At 69.6% G+C, this 26,458-nt stretch carries 24 protein-coding genes; 6 read left to right on the top strand and 18 right to left on the bottom strand.

From position 1 onward, the window contains the following. Window positions 1-28: 28 nt before the first annotated feature. From LVY72_RS08555 to LVY72_RS08540, 4 genes are all read right to left on the bottom strand, one after another. Window positions 29-586 (bottom strand): DedA family protein, encoded by a 558-nt coding sequence (locus tag LVY72_RS08555; protein WP_237819692.1) that lies wholly within the window; start codon window positions 584-586, stop codon window positions 29-31. Between the two features lie 63 nt (window positions 587-649). After that, window positions 650-1,162: a YbhB/YbcL family Raf kinase inhibitor-like protein gene (locus LVY72_RS08550; RefSeq protein WP_237819689.1), complete on the bottom strand. Its 513-nt coding sequence runs from the start codon at window positions 1,160-1,162 to the stop codon at window positions 650-652. 78 nt (window positions 1,163-1,240) lie between these two features. After that, window positions 1,241-2,521: an MFS transporter gene (locus LVY72_RS08545; protein WP_237819687.1), complete on the bottom strand. Its 1,281-nt coding sequence runs from the start codon at window positions 2,519-2,521 to the stop codon at window positions 1,241-1,243. Between the two features lie 203 nt (window positions 2,522-2,724). Beyond that, window positions 2,725-3,537, bottom strand: a complete 813-nt coding sequence (locus LVY72_RS08540; RefSeq protein WP_237819897.1) for an SGNH/GDSL hydrolase family protein — start codon at window positions 3,535-3,537, stop codon at window positions 2,725-2,727. Between the two features lie 110 nt (window positions 3,538-3,647). Here LVY72_RS08540 and LVY72_RS08535 point away from each other — a divergent pair, with 110 nt between their 5' ends. After that, window positions 3,648-4,511: an SDR family oxidoreductase gene (locus LVY72_RS08535; RefSeq protein ID WP_237819685.1), complete on the top strand. Its 864-nt coding sequence runs from the start codon at window positions 3,648-3,650 to the stop codon at window positions 4,509-4,511. A 37-nt stretch (window positions 4,512-4,548) separates the two neighbouring features. Here LVY72_RS08535 and LVY72_RS08530 read toward each other — a convergent pair whose 3' ends face one another. From LVY72_RS08530 to LVY72_RS08495, 8 genes are all read right to left on the bottom strand, one after another. Next, window positions 4,549-5,394: an HpcH/HpaI aldolase/citrate lyase family protein gene (locus LVY72_RS08530; protein WP_237819683.1), complete on the bottom strand. Its 846-nt coding sequence runs from the start codon at window positions 5,392-5,394 to the stop codon at window positions 4,549-4,551. 72 nt (window positions 5,395-5,466) lie between these two features. Then, window positions 5,467-8,103 carry an ATP-dependent helicase HrpB gene (gene hrpB / locus LVY72_RS08525; protein ID WP_237819681.1) on the bottom strand — a complete coding sequence of 879 codons (2,637 nt, stop codon included), beginning with the start codon at window positions 8,101-8,103 and terminating at the stop codon, window positions 5,467-5,469. A 35-nt stretch (window positions 8,104-8,138) separates the two neighbouring features. After that, window positions 8,139-9,386 carry an acyl-CoA dehydrogenase family protein gene (locus tag LVY72_RS08520; protein WP_237819679.1) on the bottom strand — a complete coding sequence of 416 codons (1,248 nt, stop codon included), beginning with the start codon at window positions 9,384-9,386 and terminating at the stop codon, window positions 8,139-8,141. Between the two features lie 10 nt (window positions 9,387-9,396). After that, the gene (locus LVY72_RS08515; protein ID WP_237819677.1) at window positions 9,397-10,785 is read right to left on the bottom strand and encodes an LLM class flavin-dependent oxidoreductase; all 1,389 of its coding nucleotides are present in this window, start codon (window positions 10,783-10,785) and stop codon (window positions 9,397-9,399) included. Then, window positions 10,782-12,518, bottom strand: coding sequence for a dipeptide ABC transporter ATP-binding protein (locus LVY72_RS08510; protein ID WP_237819675.1), 1,737 nt, complete (start codon window positions 12,516-12,518; stop codon window positions 10,782-10,784). Before LVY72_RS08510 ends, LVY72_RS08515 begins: the two co-directional genes overlap by 4 nt. After that, window positions 12,515-13,399 (bottom strand): ABC transporter permease, encoded by an 885-nt coding sequence (locus LVY72_RS08505; RefSeq protein WP_237819673.1) that lies wholly within the window; start codon window positions 13,397-13,399, stop codon window positions 12,515-12,517. Before LVY72_RS08505 ends, LVY72_RS08510 begins: the two co-directional genes overlap by 4 nt. Beyond that, window positions 13,396-14,487 (bottom strand): ABC transporter permease, encoded by a 1,092-nt coding sequence (locus LVY72_RS08500; RefSeq protein WP_237819671.1) that lies wholly within the window; start codon window positions 14,485-14,487, stop codon window positions 13,396-13,398. Before LVY72_RS08500 ends, LVY72_RS08505 begins: the two co-directional genes overlap by 4 nt. Window positions 14,488-14,493: 6 nt before the next feature. After that, on the bottom strand, window positions 14,494-16,200 hold the full coding sequence (locus tag LVY72_RS08495; protein WP_237819669.1) for an ABC transporter substrate-binding protein: 1,707 nt from the start codon (window positions 16,198-16,200) through the stop codon (window positions 14,494-14,496). A gap of 295 nt (window positions 16,201-16,495) precedes the next feature. Between LVY72_RS08495 and LVY72_RS08490 the strand changes: the two genes are divergently transcribed. From LVY72_RS08490 to LVY72_RS08475, 4 genes are all read left to right on the top strand, one after another. Next, entirely contained in the window at window positions 16,496-17,938 is a 1,443-nt protein-coding gene (locus tag LVY72_RS08490; protein WP_237819667.1) for an LLM class flavin-dependent oxidoreductase, read from the top strand. A gap of 92 nt (window positions 17,939-18,030) precedes the next feature. Further along, window positions 18,031-18,420: a helix-turn-helix domain-containing protein gene (locus LVY72_RS08485; protein WP_237819665.1), complete on the top strand. Its 390-nt coding sequence runs from the start codon at window positions 18,031-18,033 to the stop codon at window positions 18,418-18,420. Window positions 18,421-18,520: 100 nt separating this feature from the next. Next, window positions 18,521-19,081 carry an NAD(P)H-dependent oxidoreductase gene (locus LVY72_RS08480; protein ID WP_237819662.1) on the top strand — a complete coding sequence of 187 codons (561 nt, stop codon included), beginning with the start codon at window positions 18,521-18,523 and terminating at the stop codon, window positions 19,079-19,081. A gap of 184 nt (window positions 19,082-19,265) precedes the next feature. After that, the gene (locus LVY72_RS08475; protein ID WP_237819659.1) at window positions 19,266-20,099 is read left to right on the top strand and encodes an aldo/keto reductase; all 834 of its coding nucleotides are present in this window, start codon (window positions 19,266-19,268) and stop codon (window positions 20,097-20,099) included. An 84-nt stretch (window positions 20,100-20,183) separates the two neighbouring features. On the opposite strand, the gene LVY72_RS08470 is transcribed toward LVY72_RS08475, so the two are convergent. The 5 genes from LVY72_RS08470 to LVY72_RS08450 all read right to left on the bottom strand — a co-directional run bounded on the left by LVY72_RS08470 (window position 20,184) and on the right by LVY72_RS08450 (window position 24,763). After that, window positions 20,184-21,176 (bottom strand): ABC transporter substrate-binding protein, encoded by a 993-nt coding sequence (locus LVY72_RS08470; RefSeq protein ID WP_237819657.1) that lies wholly within the window; start codon window positions 21,174-21,176, stop codon window positions 20,184-20,186. Between the two features lie 64 nt (window positions 21,177-21,240). Beyond that, window positions 21,241-21,696 carry a MaoC family dehydratase gene (locus LVY72_RS08465; protein WP_237819655.1) on the bottom strand — a complete coding sequence of 152 codons (456 nt, stop codon included), beginning with the start codon at window positions 21,694-21,696 and terminating at the stop codon, window positions 21,241-21,243. Window positions 21,697-21,727: 31 nt separating this feature from the next. Beyond that, window positions 21,728-22,933: an acyl-CoA dehydrogenase family protein gene (locus LVY72_RS08460; protein ID WP_237819653.1), complete on the bottom strand. Its 1,206-nt coding sequence runs from the start codon at window positions 22,931-22,933 to the stop codon at window positions 21,728-21,730. Then, the gene (locus tag LVY72_RS08455; RefSeq protein ID WP_237819893.1) at window positions 22,920-23,768 is read right to left on the bottom strand and encodes an amidohydrolase family protein; all 849 of its coding nucleotides are present in this window, start codon (window positions 23,766-23,768) and stop codon (window positions 22,920-22,922) included. Before LVY72_RS08455 ends, LVY72_RS08460 begins: the two co-directional genes overlap by 14 nt. Window positions 23,769-23,827: 59 nt before the next feature. Beyond that, window positions 23,828-24,763 (bottom strand): SDR family oxidoreductase, encoded by a 936-nt coding sequence (locus tag LVY72_RS08450; protein ID WP_237819890.1) that lies wholly within the window; start codon window positions 24,761-24,763, stop codon window positions 23,828-23,830. A 142-nt stretch (window positions 24,764-24,905) separates the two neighbouring features. On the opposite strand from LVY72_RS08450, the gene LVY72_RS24615 reads away from it, so the two are divergent. After that, complete coding sequence (locus LVY72_RS24615) at window positions 24,906-25,409, top strand: MarR family winged helix-turn-helix transcriptional regulator (protein ID WP_308190723.1); 504 nt, start codon at window positions 24,906-24,908, stop codon at window positions 25,407-25,409. 197 nt (window positions 25,410-25,606) lie between these two features. Here the strand turns inward: LVY72_RS24615 and LVY72_RS08440 are convergent, their stop codons facing one another. Beyond that, complete coding sequence (locus LVY72_RS08440) at window positions 25,607-26,449, bottom strand: ABC transporter ATP-binding protein (RefSeq protein WP_237819887.1); 843 nt, start codon at window positions 26,447-26,449, stop codon at window positions 25,607-25,609. Window positions 26,450-26,458: the final 9 nt, after the last annotated feature.

Raw genomic sequence — 26,458 nt, 5'->3', positions numbered from 1 at the left:
GGCCAGGGCCGGTCGGCTGCGCCCGGATCTACCTGCCTCCGTGGCTGGACCGCTCCGCTGCCGCGGCGCTGCTGTCGCCAGACACGCCGCCCGCGTCCGGGCTGCCGCCGTCGTCGCCCGAGCGGCCGGCTGCCCGGCGCCTGCGCCAAACGACATAAGCAGCGGCCAGGACGGCGGCGCCGGCCAGCACTGCTGCGGCCGCCGGGGACTCCAGCAGCAGGGCGATCCAGGCGGCCGCCGCAGCCAGGCCCACCGTCGCATAGACAACCGCCCAGATCAGGCTGCCCAATACGACGGCGGGCAGGAAGTGGCGCTGCGGCATCCGGGCCAGGCCGGCGCTGCCGATGACAGCGCTCTGCAGGCCCACGGTGAGGAAGCAGAGTGTCACCGCGAACGGGCCGAACCTGTTGATCAAGCGGCGGGCCCGCTGTATCACGTCGCCGTTCAGATGCCTTTCCAGCCGCGTCCTGCGGGCACCGGCGACGAGTCCGCGGGCCAGCCAGTAGGTGCCGTTGGAGCGCATCATCGCCCCGCAGAAAAGTGCAAAAATGGCCCAGCCCAGCGGGAGGTTCAGGAAGATTTCCATGCCCAACCCCCTCCGCAACTGTCCGGACCCATCTATTCTACTTTCCGTAGAAAGGCCGGGTGGTCAGCGGGCGGCGAAGGTGGCCGTGAACGAGCCCGACGCGAGGGTGTGCGCCATGATGTTGAACCGTGCCACGGTGTGGCTGGTGCTGGCAGGCAGCCCAAGCTTCTCCACGTCCAAGGCATACACCGTGAACACATAACGGTGGGTTTCTCCGGCCGGCGGGTTCGGGCCGCCGTAGCCGGGGTGGCCGTAGTCGTTGGATACCGCCACGGTGCCGTGGGCGGAAGTATCCGCACCGAAATCAGTGGTGCCAGCGGGAATGTCGAATTCGATCCAGTGCCAAAAGCCGCTGCCGGTGGGGGCGTCAGGATCGAAGCAGGTGACGGCGAAGCTCCTGGTGCCGCCCGGGGCACCTTCCCAGTGCAGGTCCGGTATGTGGTTGCGGCCGCCGGCGCTTCTGGCGGCGTAGGCCGAATCGATGACCGAGCCGTCCGGGATTGCCCGGCTGGTCAGGGTGATGCTCCGTGGCTTCTCCGCCAGCGGATCCCGGATCTCAAGCGCACCTTCAAACATGAGGGATTCCTCCTTGGGCGTATGGATTTGATGGCCACGGACAGGCTACCGCTGTTCGGGCGCCGGCCGCACCGGGCCTCACCGTACGCCCTTGATCCGGCGCACGAACACGGCGCCCGACAGGCCGACGACGGCGGCCGCGGCGAACAGTGCGCGGTAGCCGCCCAGGTACAGCACAATCGGCGCGGCCAGCAGCGGCGCCAGCACCTGCGGCAGCGAATTGGCCACATTGATCACGCCCAGATCCTTGCCTCGGTCCAGCGCGTTGGGCAGCACCTGGGTCAGCAACGCGAAGTCAACCGCCAGGAAGATGCCGAAGCCGGCGCCGAGCACCGCCGCCGCGACCAGGGCCGCGGGCCAGGTCGGCACCGCGGCCACAATCACCGAGGCAGTGGCGATGGTGGCTGCGGAGGCGACCACGAACGGCTTGCGCCGGCCGACCCTGTCGCTCCACGGTCCGCCCAGCACCGCTGTGACCACCACCATGGCAGCGTAAATACCGGTCAGGACCAGCACGCCCATGGCCGGCTGCGGGTACCGGACCTCGTCCTGCAGGAAGTAGAACAGGTACAGCGTGAAGAGGCTGTTGCCCAGGTTCACCAGGAAGCGGGTCAGCCAGGCCCAGCCGAAGTCCGGGTAGTGCCGCGGCGAGACGTAGAAGCCCCTCAGGAACGCGGCCCAGCGGAACGGCGGCCGGTCCGCCCGGTCCAGCGGAGCGCTGCGCCCCCGGAACACGAACGGCAGCGCACAGGCGAGCAGGAAGACGGCGCAGTAGAGGTAGCCGAGAACAAAGCCGCCGGCCAATGTGGCCAGGACGGCGCCGAGCACGATGCCTACTGTCTGGCCCATGGCGGCGATCCCGCCGATCTGCCCGCGCTGTGCCGCAGGAACCTGGTCCGGCACCGCGGCCGTGACCGCTGCGTAGGCAGCGTTGCAGCCGGCCTGGACCAGGCACCAGCCCAGCACCATGACAGCCACTCCGGGCGCCCCGGCCAGCAGCATCAGGGCGGCGAAGGCCAGCACGGTGCCGCCCAGGACCCACGGCACGCGCCGGCCGAACCGGGAGGTGGTCCGGTCGCTCAGCGCCCCGGCCACCGGATTGGCCACCAGCGACACCGCCGCCCCGAATCCCGTGGCCAGTGCCAGCACCGCTTCCTTGTGGGCCGGATCAAAGGCCTGGGACTGCTGCGCCAGCAGCACCTGCAGCGGTCCAAAGAACGCGGCGTTGATGCCCAGGTTGGTCAGCGCCACCGCGGCGACCCAGCCGGGGCGCACCCGCCCCACGGGCTCGCGCAGGGCTGCCGGCAACGACGCGGACGGAGTGCGGCTGTCGTGTCCGCCGGCTTCCGGGAAGGTCATCTGCGTCGGGACTCCTCGCTGTGGCATTGCTGGGTTGTGGCATTGCTGGGCTGCGGCATTGCTGGATGGGCTTCCCCCAGCGTAGCGCCGCCGGCCCGTCCCGCAACGGCGGGAACACGCCGTCGTGCCCGTCCAGACCCGGACACGACGGGACGGGAGGCGCACGCCGGACGGCAGGCCGGAGGGCGCGGCCGCCGAGCGGCTCAGCGTGCTGTGGTTTCCGGGGCGGTCTGCCGCACGCGTTCCCGCGCCAGCTTCCGCAGCCCGTGCGAGACCAGCACCGGCTCGGGCCAGCGGGGCGAGAGGCTGTCCCCCAGCGTGACGCGCCGGATCTTGCGGGCGAACAGGGGCAGGACCCACTCGTCCAGCCACTGCCAGTCGCGCTGGATCCGTTCGGCCCAGCCGCTGCGCTGGAACGGATCCAGCGCCACCGGCTTGAGCGTATGCCGCACACCCAGGACGTCCAGCACCTTGGCGGCCATCAGCCGGTGTCCCACCGGGGACATGTGCAGCCGGTCCGTGTCCCACAGCCGCGGATCCTGGTAGACCTCGAACGCCCAATGGTCCACCAGCAGCGCCCCGTAGCGGCCCGCGATGTCGCGCACCGCCTCGTTGTACAGCCAGTTCCGGCGTTTCATCGGTCCCAGCACCGACGGCAGCATCACGTCGAAACCGGTGAACAGCACCAGGCGTGCCCCGGAGCCGGCCAGGCGCTGCACCGCCTCCTCGTAGCGCCGGACCAGCGAGGACATGTCCTGGCGCAGCTCGAGAATGTCGTTGCCGCCGGCATAGAAGGAGATCAGCGTGGGCCGCATGGCGAGGGCCGGCCCGATCTGGTCCTCCACAATCTGCTGCAGCCGCTTGCTGCGGATGGCCAGGTTCGCATAGCGCAGCCCCGGGTCCTGCTTGGCCAGCTGCTTGGCCACCCGATCCGCCCAGCCGCGCACCCCGTTGGGCAGCCGCGAGTTCCGGTCCCCCACCCCCTCGGTGAAACTGTCCCCCAATGCAACATACAGGCCGGCCACAGCGTCATATTAAGCCCGCAGGACACGCGGCGGATACGGGCGGGCAAACTCCGAACGAACTCTTGGCCGTCCGGCCCCGGCGACGGCCTAAGCTGGTGCCCATGACCACCGCACAGACCACACCCGCCATCGCCGTCACCGGAGCAACCGGACACCTGGGCCGGCGTGTGGCCCGGCTGTTGTCCGGGGAGGGGATTCCGGCGCGGCTGATCGTACGGGATCCGGCCCGCGCACCACGGCTGCCGGGGACGACGACGGCGCGGGCCGATTTCGGCGACCGGCAAGCCTCGCGCGCGGCGCTGCAAGGCATCCAGACGCTTTTTATGGTCTCCGCGGCCGAGACGCCGGACCGGCTGGAGCAGCACGTTGCGTTCATCGACACGGCGGTTGAGGCCGGCGTGGAACATATCGTGTACACGTCCTTTTTCGGCGCGGCGCCGGATGCGACCTTCACGCTGGCACGGGACCATTACGCGACCGAAGAGAAGCTGTGCGCCACCGGGCTGAAGTACACCCTGCTGCGGGACAACTTCTATCTGGACGTGCTCACCGACTTCGCCGGCCCGGAGGGCGTCATCCGCGGCCCGGCCGGGGACGGACGGGCCGGCTTCGTGGCCCGGGACGATGTGGCACGCGTGGCGGCGAAGATCCTGGCCGAGCCGATCCCCCATGCCGGCTTCACCTATGACCTGACCGGACCGGAATCGATCACGCTGGCCGAGGCAGCGGCGATCATCACCGAGGTGACCGGCAAACCGACGTCCTACCTGGACGAGACCGTGGAAGAGGCCTACGCCTCACGGGCCCGCTACCAGGCCCCGGACTGGCAGCTGGAGGCGTGGGTCAGCACCTACACGGCCATCGCCGCCGGTGAACTGGACAAGGTAACCAACGACGTCGAGCTGCTCACCGGACGGCGGCCGCTGGACCTGCGCGAGCTGCTGGCCCAGCCGGCGGAGGGGTAGGCCGGCACACGGCCGGCCCACCACCGGTGTCGAGGGCTCAGGCGTTCCAGAGGCCGTAGGAGTCCGCGAGCGCGGAGATCTTTTCGGCGCGGGCCAGACGCGGCAGATAGGACCCGTCCCCCACCACGGCACCGGCAGCGTGGGCGTCCAGCAGTTCGTGGGCCCACTTGATCTCGGACTCGCTCGGCGACAGGCCCTTGTTGATGGTGTCCGCGGCTTCCGGGAGCAGGCAAAGCTTGCCGGTCATGCCCATGGACGCGGTCACCTTGCAGGCTGCCAGCAGCTCGTCGCCGAGGGCACCCACGGTGGGCCCGTCGATCGGTCCGGGCAGCTGGCCCACGCGCGAAGCCACCACCAGCTTGGAGCGGGCGTAGGCCAGCGCCATCGGGTCGTCGCTGGCACCGGTGTCGCGGCGGAAATCCCCGACGCCGAAGGCCAGCCGGAAGGTGCCCGGGGCGCTGGCGATCGCCGTCGCATTTTCGATGCCGACCGCCGACTCGATCAGCGCCACCACGGGGGTGCCGGCGTGCAGGCGCATGGCGGTATGGGTGACCTGTTCGGGACGCTCGGTCATGGCGAGCATCACGCCGCGCAGGCCGGGGGCCTTGGACAGTGCGGCCAGGTCCTCGGCCCAGTACTCGGTCTCCATGCCGTTGACGCGCACCCAGGCGGTCATACCGGTGGACAGCGCCTCCACCACGCGCTTGCGCGCCTCGATTTTGCCCGCGGCGGGAACAGCATCCTCCATGTCGAAGACCACCGAATCCGCCTCGGAGGCGAGGGCCGGTGCGAAGTTGGCTTCATCGGCGGCGGAGGCCAGAAGCCAGGAGCGGGAAAGCTTTGCGGGAAGGGCCGCAGCGCGGACGTTTCTGAAGGCGGGCATACCTCTACACTAGTGTTTCCCCCGCACGGGCTTCCAACCCCGGGCCGGTCCGTGCGGCCAAGATCACCGCCGTCACATCCGGCGTTTGGTCCGGCCCGTGGCCGGGGCCGTCCACGGGTCTTCCGGCCAGGGATGTTTCGGGTAGCGGCCGCGCATCTCGGCGCGGACCTGGGCGTAGGCCCCGGACCAGAAGGACGCCAGATCGTCCGTCACGGCCAGCGGACGGCCTGCCGGGGAGAGCAGGTGGAACAGCACCGGCACCCGCCCGTCCACCAGCCGCGGCGTCCCGGCCCAGCCGAAGCACTCCTGCAGCTTGACGGCGACGACCGGGCGGCCGGTGCCGTCCGCCGGGTCCGGGTAGTCGATGCGCACCCGCGAACCGCTGGGCACCTCGAGCCGTTCCGGGACCAGCCTGTCCAGCCCGGCCGCCTCCGGCCACGGCAGCAGGCGCCGCAGCGGGTCGGCCAGGTCCGTCCGGGAGGCCCCGCCGGCCAGGGCCTCCAGTTCCGGGCCCAGCCACTCGTCGAGCCGGGCCAGCAGCGCCGGCTCGGAGACATCCGGCCAGGGGTCGCCCAGCTCGCGGTGCAGCAGGGCCAGCCTGCGCCGCAGCCGGTCCGCTGCTTCAGACCAGCCGATGACGCCGAGACCACCGGCCGCCAGGGCACGGGCCACCGCGTCCCGCGCGTCGCCGGCGGACGGTCGGACCGGGGTGGAGCCAAGGGTGATGGCGCCGAGCCTGCGTTCGCGGCGGGCGGTGACCGCTCCGCCGTCGAACCTCGCCTCGACCGAATCGGAGGACAGGTGCCGGGCCGCGGACAGCGCCGTCTGCTCCTCCAGCGGCGCCGCGGCGCGGATGACCGCGCCGGTGCCGGCCGCATCGCGGCCCTGCGCCCGGGACACCTCGGCCACGGCCAGCCACTCGTGGCCGGTAAGCGGGCTGCCGGCCGGCAGCCCGGCCCGGGTCCCCGATGCCAGCAGGTAGTTCTCCCCCGCCGCGCCCGTCATGCGGCGCGCCACCCGGTCCGGGTAGGCGAGCGCGACGACGAAACCGACGGACTCGGCATCCGGCACCGGCGCAAATTCCTCGACTTCCCCGACGGCGCCGGGCCCGGGCTCCTGCTGCCGGGCCAGGTTCTCCAGCCGCCGGGCTTCCTCGGTCCAGCGCCGCGCCGACGGGTCCGTACCGGAGCGCAGCGCGGACAGCAACCGAATGAGGTCCGCGCCGGGCACCCGCAGGTCACCCGATACGACCGCGACCGCCTCGGCGGCCCGGCGCAGCCCGACCACGCCGGCACCGTCCAGCAGGGCCCGGGCCAGGCGCGGATCGGCGGGGATCCGGGCCAGGGTCCGGCCCAGCTCGGTGGCCCGGCCGGCCTGGTCGACGGCGCCGAGGTCGTGCAGGACCCGGACGGCCTCGTCCAGCGCGGCCTGGGGCGGAGCGTCCGGCAGCGACAACCCGGCGCCGCGCGGTGCGCCCCAGCAGCTCAGGGCGAGGGCGGCTCCGGCCAGATCCGCCACCGCGATCTCGGGGGTGGCATGGGCCGGGGCGGCGGCGAATGTCCGGTGGTCGTAGCAGCGGATGACGGTTCCCGGTCCCTGCCGGGCGGCCCGGCCGGCGCGCTGCTCCGCCGAGGCCTGCGAGCAGGAGACGGTCACCAAGCCGGACATGCCGCGGGTCGAGTCCCGCCGCGGTTCGCGCGCCAGCCCGGAGTCGACCACCAGCCGGACGCCGGGGACGGTCAGGGAGGATTCGGCCAGCGCGGTGGAGACGATAATGCGCGGCGGATCCGCCGGGCCCCGGCCGGAGACCGCACGGTCCTGGGCGGCCGGATCCACCTGGCCGTGCAGCTGGAGCACCTCGGTCCCGCCGGTCCGGCCGCGCAGCCGGGCCGCGACATGCGCTACCTCGCGGGCACCGGGAACGAAGACCAGCGCATCAACCCCGGGGTCACCCGCGACGGCGGCGGCGTGCGCGGCAGCGGCCGTGTCCGCCAGCTGGTCCAGGAAGCCGCGGGTCACACCGCGTTCGTCCAGCCGCGGACACGCGGTGGGAGCCCATTCGACGGTCAGCGGATACAACGCGGACGGACAGTCGACCACCGGCGCCGGGCCGACGCCGTCAGCGGATCCGATCAGGGCCGCGAAACGCGGCGCGTCCAGCGTGGCCGACATCGCCACCAGCAGCAGATCCCCGCGCAGCTGGCGGACCTCGCCGAGCATGCCGAGCAGCAGGTCAGTCTCCAGCCCGCGCTCGTGGACCTCGTCGAGCACGACGGCGGCAACACCGTCCAGCCCCGGGTCCGCGAGCAGGCGGCGCAGCAGGATGCCCGGCGTGACGAACTCGACCGCGGCCCCCCGCTCCGTGCGGCTCTCCCCGCGGACCGTATAGCCGCTGCGCTCGCCCAGCCTGCTGGCATCGAGGCTGGCCAGCCGGCGGGCTGCCGCGCGGGCGGCGACGCGGCGGGGCTGGGTCACGACGACGCGCCCGCCGCTGCCCGGGCGGTCCGCGATGAGGTTGGCGACCAGCGGCGGGACCAGTGTGGTCTTGCCGGTACCGGGCGGCGCCTGGACCACGGCGGTACCGGCAGGCCCGCCCGCACGCAGCGCCGCGGCAAGGTCGTCCAGCGACCGTGCGAAGGTCAGGCCGGCGCCGATGGCGCCCAGGTCGAAGGGAGCGGTACGGGCACGATCACGGGTCACGTGTTCCATTGTGCCCGGCGCATCACGCCGGTCCGGTGCGGGCGTCAGCCGCGCGGCACCGGGCCGGTGCCCAGCAGTTCCAGGGTCCGTGCTGCCGGCGCGACGCCGTTGAGCACGTAGTCGCCCACGGCCTGCTGCCGGTAGATGGCCGGATTGTGCGAGGAAATGGTGCGGGCGTTGCGCCACAGCCGGTCCAACTGGCGGCCCGTGGAAGTGGCGGAGGCCCCGCCCACTTCGAAGATGCGGGAAACCGTCCGCAGCACCAGGTCAATCACGGTGGCCTGGACACCGTAAACATGGGCTTCGGCCGCCGCGAAGTCGCCGCCGTCCGCAGTGCCGGCCAGCTGCGCCGTACTCGCCTGCTGGACCGTGCGGGCCGCGGCGAGGACCGCGGCCTTGACCGTTTCGACCGTCCCGAAGGTCTCGCCGACCACCTGGAGGACAACCGGATCCTGGGCCGGGGCCACGGTGGGATTGAACAGGTTGCGGGACCGGCCGCGGACAAAGCCGGTAATCTCCGCCAGGGCCGCCTCGGCGATGCCTGACAAGGCGGCCAGATGGACCAGTTGGTACACCGCGTGCTGGATGGTCCGGGTGAACGAGTCCAGGGACCGTGCCTGCAGGAAGCGCCGGTCGACTTCCACGTTGCTGAACCCGGTGGTGCCGGAACCCGTGAGCCGCTGTCCGAAGCCGTCCCAATCGTCCACGATGTCCACCCCGGCGGCGTCGGCGCGGACCTGGACGGTGACCAGGCCCGGTCCGCCGGAGCCGGTGCCCGGGGCCGCTGCGCTGACCAGGATCCAGTCCGCGAAGATGGAACCGGTGGTGTAGTACTTGGTGCCGTTGAGCAGCAGGCGGCCGTTTTCCTCGGCGACGCGGGTGGCCTGCTCGGTGAATGTGCCGGTCCGCTCGCTCTCGGCATTGCCGACCAGCGCCCCGCCGGCCAGTTCGGCGAACCAGAAGTCGCGGTACTCCTGGTCAGGGTGGGCCAGTACGTATTCGGTGAAGCCGATATGGCCGCGAAGCGCCTGCGGAATGTTGGAATCGGCCGCACCGAGGCCGATCAGCAGCAGCACCAGCTGCTCCACGGTGGCGCCGAAGCCACCGTGCTCCCGGGACACCCGGAGCCGGCCGAAGCCGGCTGCGCGCAGCCAGCCGATCTCCTCGAACGGCAACCGGCGGTCCTGTTCCCGGGCCACGGCACCGGTCCGGATCCGCTCAAAAACGGGCTGGAAGATCCCGAGCAGTTCCGCGTCGGTCACGGGGGCGGCAGAGGTTTCAACAATGGTCATGGCAGGGCTCCTAGGCGGACGGGCCGGCGGTCGCGGCCAGCGCGGGGGCGAAGGCGCCGCGGTAACGGGCGCCCGGATGGCGGTCCGGGAGCCGGTCCCGGCCGAAGAGCTTGTGCCGCAGGGTGCCCTCGGCGTATTCGGTCTTGGCCAGGCCGCGCCGCTGCAAGGTGGGCAACAGCAGTTCGTTGAATTCCTCGTAGCTGCCGGGCAGCCGCCAGTTGATCACGTTGATCCCGTCCACGCCGGCGGCCTGCCACTGGCCGAGCCGGTCGGCGATCTGCTCCGGGGTGCCGGCGATGTAGCCGCGGCGGATCCGCCCGTTGGCCAGGTCCGCCAGCGTCGGCTCGCGGTCCGGGGTGGCCCGGCGCAGCCATTCCACGTGGGCCTGCCCGCCGTTGTTCGGGATGTCGATCAGGCGCGTGTCGTCCGGCAGCCGGGAGCCGTCCGGAAGGATGCCGAGCGAGGCGTGGGTCAGGAAGCCGGTCACCGAGGCGTACCTGAGGTAGTCCTCCTCCTTCGCCCGGACCTCGGCCTCGTCGCGGCCGATCACCAGCGAGAGCCCCTGGAAGAACTTCACGTCCTGCGGATCGCGCCCGGTGGCGGCCGCCAGGGCGCGGGTGCGGGAGATGTGGTCCTGCGCCACCTCCGGGTTCGGCGTCACGATGAACTGGCATTCGGCATGCCGGGCGGCGAACCGGATCCCCCGCTCGGACCCGCCGGCCTGGAACAGCAGCGGGGTGCGCTGGGGGCTGGGCGAGGGCAGGTGCGGACCTTCGACCTTGTAGCGCGCTCCGTCATGGTGGATCTTGTGGATCCTGGCCGGATCGGAAAACCGGCCGCCCGCCTTGTCCTTGAGCAGCGCGCCGTCGTCCCAGGAACCTTCCCAGAGCTTGTAGACCACCTCCAGGTACTCGTCCGCCCAGTCATAACGGGCATCGTGTTCGGTCAGGGCCCGGTAGCCGAAGTTCCGGGCCGCGTTCTCCTGCGTGGAAGTGACGATGTTCCAGGCAATGCGGCCGTTGGAGATGTGGTCCAGGGTGCTCAGCTGCCGGGCGAAGTTGAACGGATGGTTCTGCATCATGTTCGACGTCGTCGCCAGCCCGATGTGCCTGGTCACGACGGCGAGCGCGGCCAGCAGCACGGTCGGGTCGCTGCTGGGGATCTGCAGGCCCTCATGCACGTTGTCCACGTACTGTCCGCCGGCCGGCCCGTACAGCCCGGAGACGTCCGCGAAGAACATCGCGTCGAACAGGCCCTCTTCGAGCGTTTTCGCGACGTCGATCCAGAGCCGGACATCGTTGAACTCGGCCTGCCGGGCATCGGGATGCCGCCACTGCCCGTGCTGGATGTGCGATCCGGTGTTCATCAGGAAGGCGTTGAAGAACAGGGGCTTGCTCATGCCAGGCCTCCTTCGGTGGCAGCGGCGCCGGACGGCAGCTGCGGCAGGGACGCGAGCAGCTCGCGGGTATAGGGCTGCCGCGGGCTGTTGAAGATCTGGTCTGCGCTGCCCTGCTCCACGGCCAGGCCGTCCTTCATCACCAGTACCCGGTCGCTCATGTGGTGGATGACGCCCAGGTCGTGGGAGATGAAAAGGTAGCTCAGCCCCAGTTCCTGCTGCAGGTCCGAGAGCAGGTCCAGGACCTGGGCCTGGACGGACACGTCCAGGGCGGAGACGGCCTCGTCCAGCACGATCACCTCCGGCTCCGGAGCCAGCGCGCGGGCAATCGCGAGCCGCTGCCGCTGTCCGCCGGAAAGCTGCAGCGGATGCTTGGCCAAATGTTCGGTCTGCAGCCCCACCTGCCCGGCCAGTTCCGCCGCGCGGGCGGTCCGCTCGGCCTCGGTCGGAAAGTCGGTGCGGGAGATGGCATCGAGCAGGATCCGCTCGGCGTTCCAGCGCGGATCGAAGGAGCTCAGCGGGTCCTGGTAGACCACGGTCACCAGGCGCCGCCGGGAACGCCTTGCCGCCGTCGAAATCCCGGTCCAGGCCCCGCCGTCGAGCAGCACCCGTCCGGCGTCCGGCTCGAGCATGGCCAGGGCCATCCTGGCGGTGGTGCTCTTGCCCGATCCGGATTCGCCCACGATGCCCAGCGTTTCGCCCACGCCAAGTTCGAAGGAGACGTCCCGGACCACGGTGCGTTGCACGCCGTCGGGTCCCTTATAGCTCTTGGTGAGCCCCTCGGCCTGCAGCACCGGCGGGGCCTCGGCCGGACGTTCGGTGCGGATGCGGCGGCTGGTCGCGGTGATCCGGGCCCGTCCGTCCTTGGACAGCGGGGTGCCCTTCGTGTGCGCGGACGGGACCGCGTCCAGCAGCGCCTGGGTGTATTCGTGCTGCGGGTCCTGCAGCACCCGGCGTGCCGGTCCCTGCTCGACGATCGCCCCACCCTGCATGACCGCCACCTGGTCCGCCAGGGTGGCCACGACGGACAGGTCGTGGCTGATCAGGACGATGCCGGTACCGCGGTCCTTCATGCCGGCCAGCAGCTGAAGGATCTGCGCCTGTACGGTCACGTCCAGTGCCGTCGTCGGCTCGTCCGCGATGACCAGCTTCGGATCGAGCGCGATCGCCGAGGCGATCAGGGCACGCTGGCGCAGGCCGCCGGACAGTTCATCCGGACGCTGCCGGGCCCGGATTTCCGGGTTCGGCACCCCCACGCTGGCCAGCAGCTCCACGGCCTTTGCCGCGCGGCTGCGCCGGTTGCCCCAGCCATGCAGCCGCAGCGCCTCCTCGATTTCCCTGCCTACCGGCCGCAGCGGGTCCAGCGAGACCAGGGCGTCCTGCAGGACGAAGCCGATTTCCCTGCCGCGCAGCTGCCGCCACTGCCGTTCCCCCAGCTCGGCCACCTGGTGCCCGGCCAGTTCCAGGGCGTCCGCCTGCACCCGGGCGGTGCCGCCCGGCAGGCCCACCAGGGTGCGCGCGGTCACCGACTTGCCCGAACCGGATTCGCCCACGATGGCCAGGCACTCGCCGGCGGCCAGGCTGAGCGATACGTCCTTGACGACATGGTACCGCTGGGTGTTCGGCGCGCCAGGCCGGCCGCGGCCGGCGGTGAAGGAGACATTCAGGTTCCGTACATTGAGCAACTGCCGGGTGGCTGTCGCTGCGGCGGACGGGTGTTCGAGGGTGGCGGTCATGACTGCGCTCCTTCGAGCTTCTTCTGGATGAAATGGCCCAGCGAGGTCGCCGCCAGGGCAATGGCGACGATGGCCAGGCCGGGCATCACCTCGAGCCACCAGGCCCGGGTAATGAACATGCGGCCGGCGTCCAGCAGGGCACCCCATTCCGGCGACGGCGGTGCGACGCCCAGACCGAGGAATGCCAGTCCCGAGGCCCAGACAATGGACTGGCCGATGCCGAGCGTGACGACGGCGACCAGCGGCCGCATCGCATTCGGGAACACATGCTGGCGCAGTACCGTCCAGCGGCTATGGCCGAGCGCATGCGCCGCTTCGACATAGCCGGAATGGCGCACGGCCAGCACCTGGCCGCGGATCATCCGGGCGTAGCCGGGGGCGGTGCCCAGGCCGACGGCGACAATCTGGGTGGTGACGCTGGGTCCGTAGATGGTCACGAACAGCATGGCCAGCAGCAGCACCGGGAAGGCGAAGAGCACCTCCAGGCCGCGGCTGACCACCCCGTCCAGCAGGCGTCCGCCCAGGCCGGAGGCCACCCCGAGGATAACGGCGATGCCAATGGCCAGGCCGGTGGCGCCCAGGCCGATCAGCAGGGATTCGCGAGCGCCGTAGACGACACGGGTGTAGAGGTCCCGGCCGGACTGGTCGGTGCCGAACGGGTGCGCGAGGCCGGGCGGCTGCAGCGCATTCGCCAAGTCGATGGCAAAAGGATCCCGATGGGTCAGCAACTGCGGCGCGATGGCCGCGATCACAAAGAACAGGACGACGGCGGCGGAGACGGCCGGTGCCAGCGGCACCGCGCGCAGCCAGGCGGCCGGCGAGGTGCGGGCCTGCGGCCCGGATGCCGGATTTGTCTTCGGAGTCAGCGTAGTAGTGGTCATGAGTTCTTCAGCCTCGGATCGATCAGCGTGTAGGCGAGGTCAACCAGCAGGTTCGCAACGACATAGATGGCCGCGACCAGGATGACGATGCCGCAGACCACCGGCAGATCGCGGGAATTGACGGCGGTGACCAGGATCTTGCCCAGGCCCGGCCTACTGAAGATGCTCTCGGCGATCACCGCACCGGAGAAGAGCGAGCCCAGGGCCCAGCCGGAGAGCGTCACTCCCGGCAGGACGGAATGGCGCAGCACGTGGCGCACCCGTACGCCCGTATCCCCCATGCCGCGCATCCGGGCGGAGAGCGCGAACGGCTGGTCCATGGCCTTCTCGAACTCGGTGCGGGTCACCTGGCCCAGGAAGCCCGCAAGCGGAATACCCAGGGTCAGCGCCGGCAGGACCAGACCGGCAAAGCCCGTGCCGCCGACCACCGGGAAGAGTCCGAGGTTCAGGGCGAAGACCACCAGCAGGATGACCCCGAGCCAGTACTGCGGCAGTCCCGCCGCCACCGCTTCCAATCCCGAGGCCAGTGCGGAAACCGGCCGGCTCCGCTTCGCCGTGCCCACGATCACCACCACCGAGATCAGCCAGGCCACGATCAGGGAGGCGACGGTCAGCAGGATGGTCGGTCCGATCTGGTCCGCAATCACCGAGGCAACCGGCTTGTGCAGCTGGTAGGACTCGCCCAGGTTCCCGGTGGCCAGATCCCCGAGGAAGCGCAGGTACTGCACGATCAGCGGGTCGTCGAACCCGTACTGCGCATTGATCGGTGCCAGTTCCTCGGCGGTGCGTTCCTGGACCTGGCCGGTGAGCTGGTTCAGCAGCAGGGTCGCCCGGTCCCCGGGCAGCAGGGCCTGGATCAGGAAGGTGAAGGTGGCCGCGGCCCAGACCACCCCGAGGGCGGTCAGCAGGCGGCCGCCGGCCCGGCGCAATCCGGGCGAGGCCGGCAGCTTGTCCGCCCGGCGCGAGGCGCCCCGGCGTTGCCGGGCATCTGGGCCGGTGCCGCGGGCACTGGCGGAGGAACCGCCGTCGTTCTCAGTTTCTTGCTTGGTTTCTTGCCCCGTCCCGGGGCTGGTGTCCACGGTGCCCATGGGTCATCACTTCGTGAAGTAGGCGTCGTGGAAGACCGGCTCGCCCTGCGAGGCCTCGAGCCAGACGTCCTTGAGCTTGGGCTGGACGGCCAGCGAGGAGGTCTGCGTGTACAGGCCCACAGCCACCGCCTCGTCGCTGAGCGCCTGCTGCGCCTGGGCGTAGTACTTATTGGCTTCCTCGGTGGTCTTGGCCGAATTCGCCTTCAGGATGGTCTTCTCGATCGCCGCGTTGTTGTAGAACGTGGTGTTCGCGTAGTTGGGCTTTGCCTTGGTGTTCTGCCGGAAGTTGATGTAGAGGATGCCCGCGTGCGGGCTGGTCCAGTAGCCCAGCGTCGCATCGTACTTGTCCGGGGTCGAATAGGCGCCGGAGAAGAGGTCCGCCTGCGTGACGGGCACCAGATTCACCTTGAAGCCGACGGGCTTGACCTGTTCCTGGAGGTTCTGCAGCGCGGTGGCGCCTTCGGTGGTGACGATCGAGTTCAGCCCGAAGACCAGGTCGATCGTCAGCTCCTTGCCGTCCTTGACCCGGACGCCGTCGGCATTGCGCTCGGTCCAGCCGGCCTTGTCCAGCAGTTCGTTCGCCTTGGCCTGGTCGAACGGGTAGTCGTCCACCACGTCCTTGTTGTAGCCCGGCGTGCTCTGGCTGACCGTGCCGTTGCCTTCGAAGGGCACCACACCGAGGAAGGCCGAATCCACTGCCGCCTTGCGGTCGGCACTGTAGGCGAACGCCTGGCGGACCAGCTTGTCGGTGAAGGGGCCCTTGACCGTATTCAGGGACAGCGTCACCGGACGGCCGGGCGTGATGTACTGCTGCACCTGGTACTGGGACTTGGCCGCCTCGAAGTCCACGGTCGGCACCTCGCCGATCGCGTCGGACTCCCCGCTGGCCAGCGAGCCGAAGCGGGAGGTGTTGTCCTGGACGAAGGACCAGACGATGTTGTCCACGTAGGCCGGGCCCTGGTGCCTGGCGTTTTCCGGGGCGGAGTTGTAAGCCGGGTTCTTCTCGAACGTCACGGATTCGCCGCGCTTCCACGCCCCGACGGTGAACGGGCCGGAACCGATCGGTGCCTCGCAGTTCTGCTGGTCCGTGCGCTCCTTCAGCGCCGTCGGGGACTGGATGCCGAAGTAGCCCTGGCTCAGCGCCGAAAGCAGCGGGGTAAATGGCGCCTTCAGCGCGATCTCGACCGTCCCGGCATCGACTGCCTTCGCGGACTTGTAGTATTCGCCGATGTGCGCCTGCACCGTGCCGTTGCCGCCGGCGGCCCAGTAGTCGAAGTTGTCCGCGATGGCCTTGGCGTCCACCGGCGTGCCATCGGTGAACTTCACGCCGTCCTTGAGCTTGAAGGTCCAGGTCTTCTGGTCATCGCTGACGCTCCAGGACTTGGCCAGCCACGGAACGATCTTGCCGTCGTCGGTCTGCGAAACCAGCGAGTCAAGCACCTGCCGGGACAGGAAGGCCTGCTGGACCCAGCCGCCGTAGATGCAAGGCGGTTCCTGCAGGTGGGCGTACCGGAGGGTACCGCCTTCCACCTTCTCCCCGCTGCCTTCGCCGGCTCCGGCAACACCCGCTCCCGCGCCGCAGCCGGCCAGTAGCAGGGCCAGCACGGAGGCCGAACCAGCCAAGGCGGTCCGCACGGCGGCGGTCCGGTGCCGTCCTCGACGGCGGAACGTTGAATCGGCGGGCGGCTGGTACGCCGGCTGGCGGTTTTCCACGGGGTGCTCCTTGGTGAAGTATTGCGGCTGGGATAAGTCCTGGGGCAGTTGCCTCCATAGCCGGCACATTGCGGCTCGAACACAGTGTTGTCCGCCGGCCGGCGCCGATGCCAGAAACCTGTCACACAAGGACCGGACCGGTCGCCGGACGTAAACCAAGGACCCAAGGCGGCTGCCGGAGACGTAATTGGCAACACAGGGCAACACGCAGTCGCGCGGCTCAACTCCGCTGGCCGGGGCTTCCGGCACGGTGCCACGATCAGGGCAACCAGCACCGAACAAGGTAGGAGCAGCAATGTCCCAGAACCCGTCCAACGACGCCGGCCGGCGCAAGCCTCTTCATTTCAACGCCTTCGTCATGAACACCTCCAGCCACATCCACCACGGCCAGTGGCGGCGGCCGGATGCCGGGCAGACCGAATTCAATGACGTGAACACCTGGATCGACCTGGCGCAGAAGCTCGAGGCGGCGAAGTTCGACGCCATGTTCTTCGCGGACGTCTCCGGCCTGTACGGGGATGCGGACGCCGACTTCGACGTGTACGTCAACGAAGGCCTGCAGATCCCGTCGAATGATCCAACCGTGTTGCTTGGAGCCCTCGCGGTGAAGACCAAGCACATCGGGTTGGCCACCACCTCGAACGTGGTGCAGAACCATCCGTTCAACTTCGCCCGGCAGCTGTCCACCCTGGACCACATCTCCGGCGGACGCATCGCCTGGAACATCGTCACCGGCGTGCAGGACAACGGGGCACGCAATTACGGTCTGGACGCGCTGACGGACCACGCCGAACGGTACCGCTGGGCGGACGAGTACGTGGACGTCACTTTCAAGCTCTGGGAAGGGTCCTGGGACGAGGGCGCACTGCTGAAGGATAAGGAGAACGGCCGCTTCTCCGACCCGTCCAGGATCCACAAGATCTACCACGAGGGCCCGCGCTACCGCGTCGAGGGCCCGCACCTGCCTTCCCCGAGCCCGCAGCGGACTCCACTGTTGTTCCAGGCCGGCTCCTCCGCCTCCGGCCGCGCCTTTGCCGCACGCAACGCCGAGGCGGTCTTCATCATCGCCCCAAGCCCCGCCGTCGCCCGTGAACTGATCGCGGACACCCGCCGGCTCGCGGTTGAGGCCGGACGCCGGCCCGAAGATATCAAGTTCTTCCCCGGGCTGTCCTTCATCATCGGTGACACCGAGGAGGAGGCCCGGGCCAAGGCCAAGTACTACGACGAGTACGTCAGCGTGGACGGCTACCTCGCCCACGCCGCGATCGTGGACAAGACCGGACGCGTCTACCCGCCGGACACCCCGCTCGCGGCCGTGGACACCAACACCATGAAGGGCTTCACCGAGTGGGTGTCCAAACACATTACCGACCGTGAGCCGGTAGTGGCGGACCTCGCCTACCTGCAGGCGCAGAACTCGCGGGTGGTCGGCACCCCCGAGCAGATCGCCGACAAGCTGGAGGAATGGCAGGACGCCGGCGTCGATGGCATCAATGTCATCAACTGGGTCATCCCCGGTTCCTTCGAGGAATTCGCGGACAAGGTCCTGCCGGTACTGCGTGAGCGCGGCCTGGCCCAGACCGAGTATGCCGAGGGCACCCTGCGCAGGAAGCTGTTCGGCTCCGACCACCTCAATGAGCGCCATCCGGCTGCCGCCTACCGGGGTGCCTTCGCCGCCGGCCCGCAGTCCTGGGTCGAGGCCGACGCGCTGCGGGCCGGGGTCACCTCCACGGCCTGATCCCGCCCCGCCGGCCGAGCGTCCGGGGACCCCTGCCCGCTCGCTTACCTCGCTTCGCTCGGAGCGGGGCCCTCGGCGTCTAGGCTGGGGCCATGGCCCAGATCAAACCCCGCACCACCGACGCCCTGCCGGAGCAGGAGGTGCTGAGGCTGCGCCGTGCCCTCGAGGACAGCGCGGATGTGACGGTCTTCGTCAACGGCACCACGGTAAGACTGCCCGGGCAGGCCGCCGGCGCCGTCGTCGACCTGCTGGAACGCTTCGCCCGCGGCGAGGCGGTGGTGGTCACCTCCGCCGAGAAGCTGCTGAACACCTCACAGGCGGCCGAGGCCGCAGGGGTGTCGCTGACCTATATGCGCCGGCTGACGGACAACGGCAGCATCCCGGTCCAGTACCGCGGCACACACCGGCGGATCCGGCTCGCCGACGTGCAGGCCTGGCTTGAGCAGCGCGGTACCACCACACCGGCGGAACCCGCCGAGTGACCAAGCCCACAGCGATCCTGGCAGCCCACCGGGAATGATGACGTGTCACCGGTTCGTTATAGACGGTGAATGTAGCAACATGCACCACCCTAGGAGAAACATGAGCATCCAGATTCTCGCCCTCGTCGGCAGCCTCCGCAGCGCGTCGGTCAACCGCAAGCTGGCCGAGGCAGCTGCGGCCCTCGCCCCGGAAGGCACCGAGGTCACCATTTACGAAGGCCTGGCCGAGGTTCCGTTCTACAACGAAGACCTGGATGCGGAAGGCTCCGTCCCGGCAGCCGCCCAGGCGCTGCGCGATGCCGCCAAGGCCGCCGGCGCCCTGCTCCTGGTGACTCCGGAGTACAACGGCTCCACCCCGGCCGTGCTGAGCAACGCCGTCGACTGGCTGTCCCGCCCGTACGGCGCAGGCGCCGTGAAGGATCTGCCCGCTGCCGTCATCAGCGCCTCCCCCTCGCCGTACGGCGCCAAGTGGGCCAACGACGACGCCCGCAAGGTCCTCGGCGTGGCCGGCGCGAAGGTGCTCGAGGATGCCTCGGTGACCGTGGGCGGCCGCTTCCAGGACTTCGCCGAGACCCACCCGAAGGACCACGAGGAGACCGCGGCAGAACTGGCCGGCGTCCTCGCCGCCCTGATTGGCGCACTGGAGCCGGTCAACGCCTGACCTGCCTGCAGGCCCAGCCTCAAGCCGCTGCCCGTGGCCGCCTGTTCCGTCCCGGGACGCGGCCACGGGCAGCGGCTTTCCTTTGGGCCCGGTGCGGACCGCCGGGCTTCAACTGCCGCCGCCCACGCTCTACGCTGGGTGGTGGCAGCTGCGCCGCTGCCCCCACCGACCGGAGGATTGCGCCGTGAATGTTGAGCTGGCCCCCGTTGTAACCCTGCGTAATGGCGCCAAAATGCCGTTGCTCGGCCTGGGTACCTGGCCGATGGAAAATGCCGAGGCGGCCGAGGTGGTGGAGGCGGCCCTGGAGCTGGGCTACCGGCTGATCGACACGGCCGAAAACTACGCCAACGAGCCCGGCGTCGGCGTCGCGGTCAAACACAGTTCGGTGCCGCGCGAGGACATCTTCATCACCACCAAGTTCAACAAGCAGTGGCACAGCTACGACGGCGTGGAGGAGGCTTTCGAGGCCAGCGCCCGGCGGCTGGGGGTCGACTACATCGATCTGCTGATGGTGCACTGGCCGGTGCCGGAGCAGGACCGCTACGTGGACGCCGTGGCCGGGATGACCAAGCTGCTGGCCGACGGACGCATCCGCGCCCTCGGCGTGTCCAATTTCAAGACCGCCCACCTGCGGCGCCTTTTCGATTCGGGGCTGGTGCCGGACGTCAACCAGGTCCAGCTCGATCCGCTGCATACCCGGCCGGACATCGTGGAGCTGCACCGCCAGCACGGGATCGTGACCGAGGCCTGGAGCCCGCTGGGCCGCGGCGGAGCCCTGCTACAGGAGCCTGCCGTCACGGCCCTGGCCGAACGGTACGGGCGGACCCCGGCCCAGATCGTGCTGCGCTGGCACACCTTGGTGGGGAACGTGGCCATCCCCAAGTCGTCACATCCGGACCGGCTGGCGGAGAACCTGGGGATCTTCGACTTTGTGCTCACCGGCGAGGAGCTCGATTCGCTCAGTGCGCTGAACAGCGGGGAAACCGGCCTGCTGGACGCGGACGTCTTCGGCCACTGAGCCGCCGACCCGCGCCGCGCCGGCACGAGGCAGGGGCCGTCCGAGACGGACGACCCCTGCGCTGCTACTGCTGCGTGCCGGCGGCTACTGCACCGTCATGGCCGCCACATCCGGCTCCTGGTCGACGAACTTGTACTCGACCATGAGCTTGCCCAGCTCCTGAAGCTGCGAGGTCTTGACCTCGGCGTCGAAGGTTTCCATCTTGAGCTTTTCGGCAACGGCGGCGTCCATGCCCATGAACTTCGGCAGCAGCGCACGCACGGCGTCGCCGTTGGCCTCCGCCTTGGCGAGCGTCTCCTCCATCGCCGCCTTGAAGTCGGCGACAACCTCCGGATTGTCCTTGACGTAGGCGCCGGACGAGAAGGTCACCATGGTCGGCAGTCCGGGCACCGCGGTCTGGTTCGGGTAGCCGACCAGCGTGTTGCCGGCGGCCAGTGCCCGGCTCAGGAACGGTTCGGGCAGCCAGATGGCGTCGGTGTTGCCGCGCTCCAGCTGGGCCTCCATGTCCTGGAAGGGCATCTCGTTGAACTTGAGCTTGGCCGGGTCCGCGCCGTCGAGCTTCGCGCTCTGCATGATCGTCAGGTCGCCCTGGGTCTTGAGGGCGTTGACGGAGGTGGTCTTGCCTTCCAGGTCCTTCCAGCTGGTAATGCCGGAATCCTTCTTGACCACCACGCCGTTGATGTCATCACTCTCGGCCTTCGAATCCGAGTAGCCGGTGACGATCTTCATGTCCAGACCCTTGGTCGCCGCGGTCATCACGGAGAGCGGGTTGCCGACGGCGAAGTTCAGGGTCCCGGTGGACACCGCCGGCAGCATGGCCGCACCGCCGGTGCCGGGCTGAAGCGTGACATTGAGGCCGTGGGCCTTGAAGATGCCTTCGTCGATGCCGTACTGCATGGCGGCCGAGGGGGCGATGGAGAGCACGCCGACGGTGACGTCCTTCAGGCCGCCGCCGGCGCTGCCGGAAGCGCCCTCGGTGGCGGCAGAGGAGCCCGACGGCGAGCCGGAGGCGCAGCCGGTCAGGGCCAGCGCGGCGATCGCGCCGCCGGCGAGCAACTTGGCAAGGTGCTTTTTCATTGCGTTCATCTTCCTTGATGGCAGGTGGTGGATAGGCTGCGCGGGCGCTGCGGCCCGCAGGGTCCTAGGCGTAGAAGCGGGCCAGGAACTCGGCGACGACGGCGGGGCGTTCCTCGCCTTCGATCTCGATGGTGTTCGCGGTCTTGATCTGCACGCCGCCCTTGACCTCGGCGACCTCGGCGATGACCGAGTGCAGCCGGACCTTGGCGCCGACCTTGACCGGATTGGTGAAGCGCACCCGGTCCAGGCCGTAGTTGACCTTGGTCTTGACACCGTCGACGTCGAACAGTTCGCTCCACAGCGGGATGATCAGGGACAGGGTCAGGAAGCCGTGCGCGATGGGGGCGCCGAAGGGTCCGTCCTTGGCCTTCTGAGGGTCCGTGTGGATCCACTGGTGGTCATCCGTGGCGTCGGCGAAGGTGTTGATCTGGTCCTGGGTGATCTCGATGTAGTCGGTGTAACCCAGGTCCTTGCCGGCCAGGCCGGCCAGTTCCTCAAAGCTCACAACTGTCTTGCTCATGGTTTTCCCCTTTGGGTTGGTGGATTTGTGGTCAGCGGAAGGCGCCCAGGCCGGTGATGGCCCGGCCGACCACCAGCGCATTGATTTCGTGGGTGCCTTCGTAGGAGTAGACGGCCTCGGCGTCGGCGTGGAACCGCGCGACGTCGGTGTCCAGCGTGATCCCGTTGCCGCCGACCACTTCGCGGGCCAGCGCCACGGTCTCGCGCAGCTGCAGGCAGACCTGCATCTTGGCCAGGGCGGAGTCCTGGTCCCGGTAGATCCCCTTGGACTGCTGCTCGGTGAGCCGGACCACCAGCGAGAGGGAGGAGGTCACGTTGCCGAGCATCCGGGCCAGCTTTTCCTGGACCAGCTGGAACGCGGCGAGCGGACGGCCGAACTGCTCCCGGCCGGCGACATAACGCAGGGCGGCCTCGAAGGCGCCGGCCTGCATGCCGGCGGCGATCCAGGCCACGTCCGAGCGCATCGCCCGCAGCATGGCTGCCACGTCCTTGAAGGAGTTGACCTTGTGCAGCCGCATGGATTCGGCCACCCGCACGCCCTCGAGCGTGATGTGGGCGTTCTGCATCATGCGCAGCGCGGTCTTGCCGTGGATTTTCTCCAGTGTGACGCCCGGGGCCTCGCGCTCCACCAGGAAGCATTTGACCTGACCGTCGGCGACGTCGCGGGCGAACACGGCCAGCACGTCGGCGGACCCGGCGCCGCCGATCCAGCGCTTTTCGCCGTCGAGCACCCATCCGGCGCCCTCGCGCCGCGCCGTCGTCGACAGGCCGCCGGCGATATCCGAGCCGGACGCCGGCTCGGTGAGCGCAAAGACACCCTTGAGGGAGAAGTCGACGACCTTGGGCAGCCATTCCTTCGCCTGCTCCTGGGACGCACCCAGCCGGACCGCAGTGCGGAAGAGCCCGGACTGGGCGTTGTAGAAGGTGGCCAGGGACGCGTCCGTGCGGGCCAGTTCGAAGTTCCGGAAGCCGTGGTAGATGCCGCGGGCAGGACCGTTGGCGGCCAGCTCGGCAGGTTCCATCAGGTCCAGGCGCACCAGCGGCTCGGCGAGCTGGTGCGGAAATTCGCCGCGCTCCCAGTAGTCCGCCAGCAGCGGCCGGGCTTCCTCGTCGAGGAAGCGGCGCAGCCGGCCCAGCACCCGGCGCTCGTCCGGGGTGAGCAGGGACTCGGCGTCGTAATAGTCGCAATCGTCGTACAGCCGGGTCTGCTCGGTGGTTTCAAGGTCAACGCTCACCATGGTCCTCCAGTCCCAGCAGCTTTACGGCGTTGTGCTTGAGGATCTTGGGCCGGACCTCGTCCCTGATCGGCAGTTCCGCGAAGGCGTCCAGCCATTTGGCCGGGGTGATCAGCGGGAAGTCGGTGCCGAAGAGCACCTTGTCCTGCAGCACCGAGCCGGCGAGCTTCACCAGGGACTGCGGGAAGTACCTCGGGGACCAGCCGGAGAGGTCGATGAACACGTTCGCCTTGTGCGTGGCGATCGAGTTGGCCTCGTCCTGCCACGGCACCGAGGGGTGGGCCATGATGATCTGCAGGTCCGGGAAGTCCGCCGCGACCTCGTCCAGCAGCAGCGGGTTGGAGTAGCCCAGCTTGATCCCGGCGCCGCCGGGCAGGCCGGCGCCCATGCCGTTCTGCCCGGTGTGGAAGACCGCCGGCAGGCCGAGCTCCTGCAGCGCCTCCCAGAGCGGGTAGAACCGTTCGTCGGCGGGGTTGAAGCCCTGCAGGCTCGGATGGAACTTAAACCCGCGCACCCCCCAGTCCCCGGCCAGGCGCCTGGCCCGGTCGATCGCGTCCGCGCCGGTGAGCGGGTCCACCGAGCCGAACGGGATCAGCACGTCGTTGTTGCGTGCCGCGCCCTCGGCGATTTCCTCGATGCTGTTCGGCTCGTGCCCCAGCCGGGTCCGGGCGTCGACGGTGAAGACCACCGCGGCCATGTTCAGCCCCCGGTAGGTCTCCGCGATCGAATCCAGCGACGGGGTCCGGTCCGCGGCCCTGAAGTACTTGCCCGAGGCCTCCATCAGCGGCTGCGGCAGCGAGAGGTGGCCGTGGCTGTCCGCCTCGACATGCACGTGCATGTCGATCGCGGCCAGCGACGCGACGTCCAGCGCCGGTTCGTAGCGCACCGGTGCCACGGCTACTTGGTCCCCGCCGGTTCCGGCTGCAGCTCGGCCGGCAGTTCGGGGAAGGACTCGCCCACGGACTGCAGCTTGTCCCCGAAGAGGGCGCCGAACTGCTCCGCCAGCGCCTCAAAGCTCCAGCCGCCGTCGCGGTACTCGGTGGCCACAGCCTCCGGATGGCTCCACAGCTGCAGCCGGTCCCCGCCGACGCCGATGGCCTGGCCGGTAACGTCCGAGGCAGCGTCGGAGGCCAGGAAGGCGACCAGCGGCGCGACGTCGGACGCGGTGCCGAAACCCAGTTCCTTGCGGAAGAACTCCGGCATGGCCTCGCCGGCCTCCTCAGCCTCCACCGCCTTGGCGAAGAACGGCACGGTCTTGGTCATGGCCGTCGCGGCCACCGGGATCACGGCGTTGGCGGTGACCCCGGCGCGCTTCATCTCCAGCGCCCAGGTGCGCACCATGCCCACGATGCCGGCCTTGGCCGCGGCGTAGTTGGTCTGCCCGAAGTTCCCGCGCTGGCCCGTCGGGGAGCCGATGGCGATGATCCGCCCGGCCACGTTGTTCTCCTTGAAGTACGCGTAGGCCTCGCGCACGCAGGTGAAGGTGCCGCGCAGGTGCACGTTGATGACCAGGTCGAAGTCCTCGTCGGTCATCTTCAGCAGGGACTTGTCCCGCAGCACCCCGGCGTTGGTGACCAGGATGTCCAGCCGGCCGAAGTTCTGAACCGCGGCGGCCACCAGGGCCTTGGCGGTTTCGGTGGATCCGACGGCGGCGGCAACTGCAACGGCCCGGCCGCCGCCGGCTGTGATCGCAGCCACCGCCTCGTCCGCCACGGCCGCGTCGACATCGTTGACGACGACGGCGGCACCCCGGGCGGCCAGTTCCCGCGCGTAGGCCAGGCCCAGGCCCCGGCCGCTGCCGGTTACGATCGCGACTTTCCCAGTCAGATTCATGGTCGAAGACATCTCAAACTCCTTTGCTTTTCCCGGTTCCCTGCTCCGGGTATTGGCGATATGCTGATCTAAATTCAATGACAACCTATACCATTGAAAAAGTCAATCATTAGTTTTTTCTACTCATCCAGAGCGAGGAACCATGTCCGCACAGCCAACGGAGGCCCCCGGAGCACAGCAGGAGGCATCGGCCTCCCCACACTCCGGCATCGAGCGGCTGCAGGGCACCGAACTGGCCGCCGAAGTCGAATTCCTCACGGCGCGGGCGCGGTCCCTGGGTTCCGGGCGGGCCAACCAACTGCTGGCGGACCTGGACCTGAAGGTCCGTTCCTATTCCGTCCTCTCGCTGGCCTGCAGCGGAGAGAACCCCTCGCAGCGCGAACTCGCGGACTTCCTGAGCCTGGATCCCAGCCAGATCGTCTCGTTGGTGGACCAGCTCGAAAAGCGCGGCGCGGTCACCCGGGAAGCGGACCCGCGGGACCGCCGCTCCAAAGTCATCGCGGCCACCGCCGCCGGACGCCGGCTGTACCGGGCGGCGGCTGCCATTGTGCGCGAATCAGAGGCCCAATCACTGCGCCGGCTCAGCACGGCCGAACGTGACACGCTGCGGTCGCTGCTCCAGCGCGTGGCCTTCAACGGGGACTGAGCACACCCTCCGGCCCCGCCCCTCCTCCCCCACCTCGCTGCGTTCCGGGAATCCACCGCGTTCCGCAGGTGCAGGGGATTCCCGGAACGCGGGGCGGGGGAAATCGGGGAGTTTGAGGGACATGAGGATACACGGACATAGAGCAGGCGCCCTTCCCGTAGCCGGGGAGGGCGCCTGCTGTTTGCCGCTCCTTAGGGTCAGTGCGCCGCCGCGGGGCGGTGGCCCTGCTTGGCGAGCTGGATCTGCTCGTAGACGTGGTGGCGCAGCTCGGTGAAGCGCGGCAGGGCGCGGGTGTTGAGCTGGTCGCGTTCCTCGGGCAGGTCGATGACCAGGTCCTCCTGGATCACGGTCGGCGAGGAGGAGAGGATGATCACGCGCTGGCCCAGGTAGACCGATTCGTCGATGTCGTGGGTGACGAACAGGACGGTGACCCCGAGCTTCTTCCACACGGTGCGGATCAGGTCCTCCAGGTCCGCGCGGGTCTGGGCGTCCACGGCGGCGAACGGCTCGTCCATCAGTAGCACCTCGGGCTGGTAGGCCACGGCGCGGGCGATGGCCACGCGCTGCTGCATGCCGCCCGAGAGCTGCCAGGGGTAGGACATCGGCACGTGGGACAGGCCCACGGCCTCGAGCGCCTCGTCCACCAGCTTGTCGCGTTCGGCCTTCGGCACACCCTGGTTCTTCAGCGGCAGTTCGACGTTCTCGCGCACCCGCATCCAGGGGAAGAGCGAGCGGCCGTATTCCTGGAACACCACGGCCATCTTCTTCGGCGGGCCGGAAACCACCGCCCCGTCCAGGAGCACCTGGCCCTCGGTGGGGGCCATCAGCCCGGAGATGCACTTCAGCAGCGTGGTCTTGCCCGAGCCCGACGGCCCGACCAGGCAGGCCAGCTCCCCGGCGCGCAGGTCGAAGGTCAGGTTGCGCACGGCCTCGATCGGCCCGCCGTCGGTCTGGTAGACCTTCTTCAGGTTCCGCACCGAGAGCATGGCCTGGCCCTCGGGCAGGGTGCGTCCGGCCGGTGCCGGGCTGCCGGCGGGCATAGTGGTCTT

This window comes from Arthrobacter hankyongi, from assembly GCF_022012395.1.
In the GTDB taxonomy this organism is placed as follows: Bacteria; Actinomycetota; Actinomycetes; order Actinomycetales; family Micrococcaceae; genus Crystallibacter; species Crystallibacter hankyongi.
This window is presented reverse-complemented; position numbering and strand designations above follow the sequence as displayed.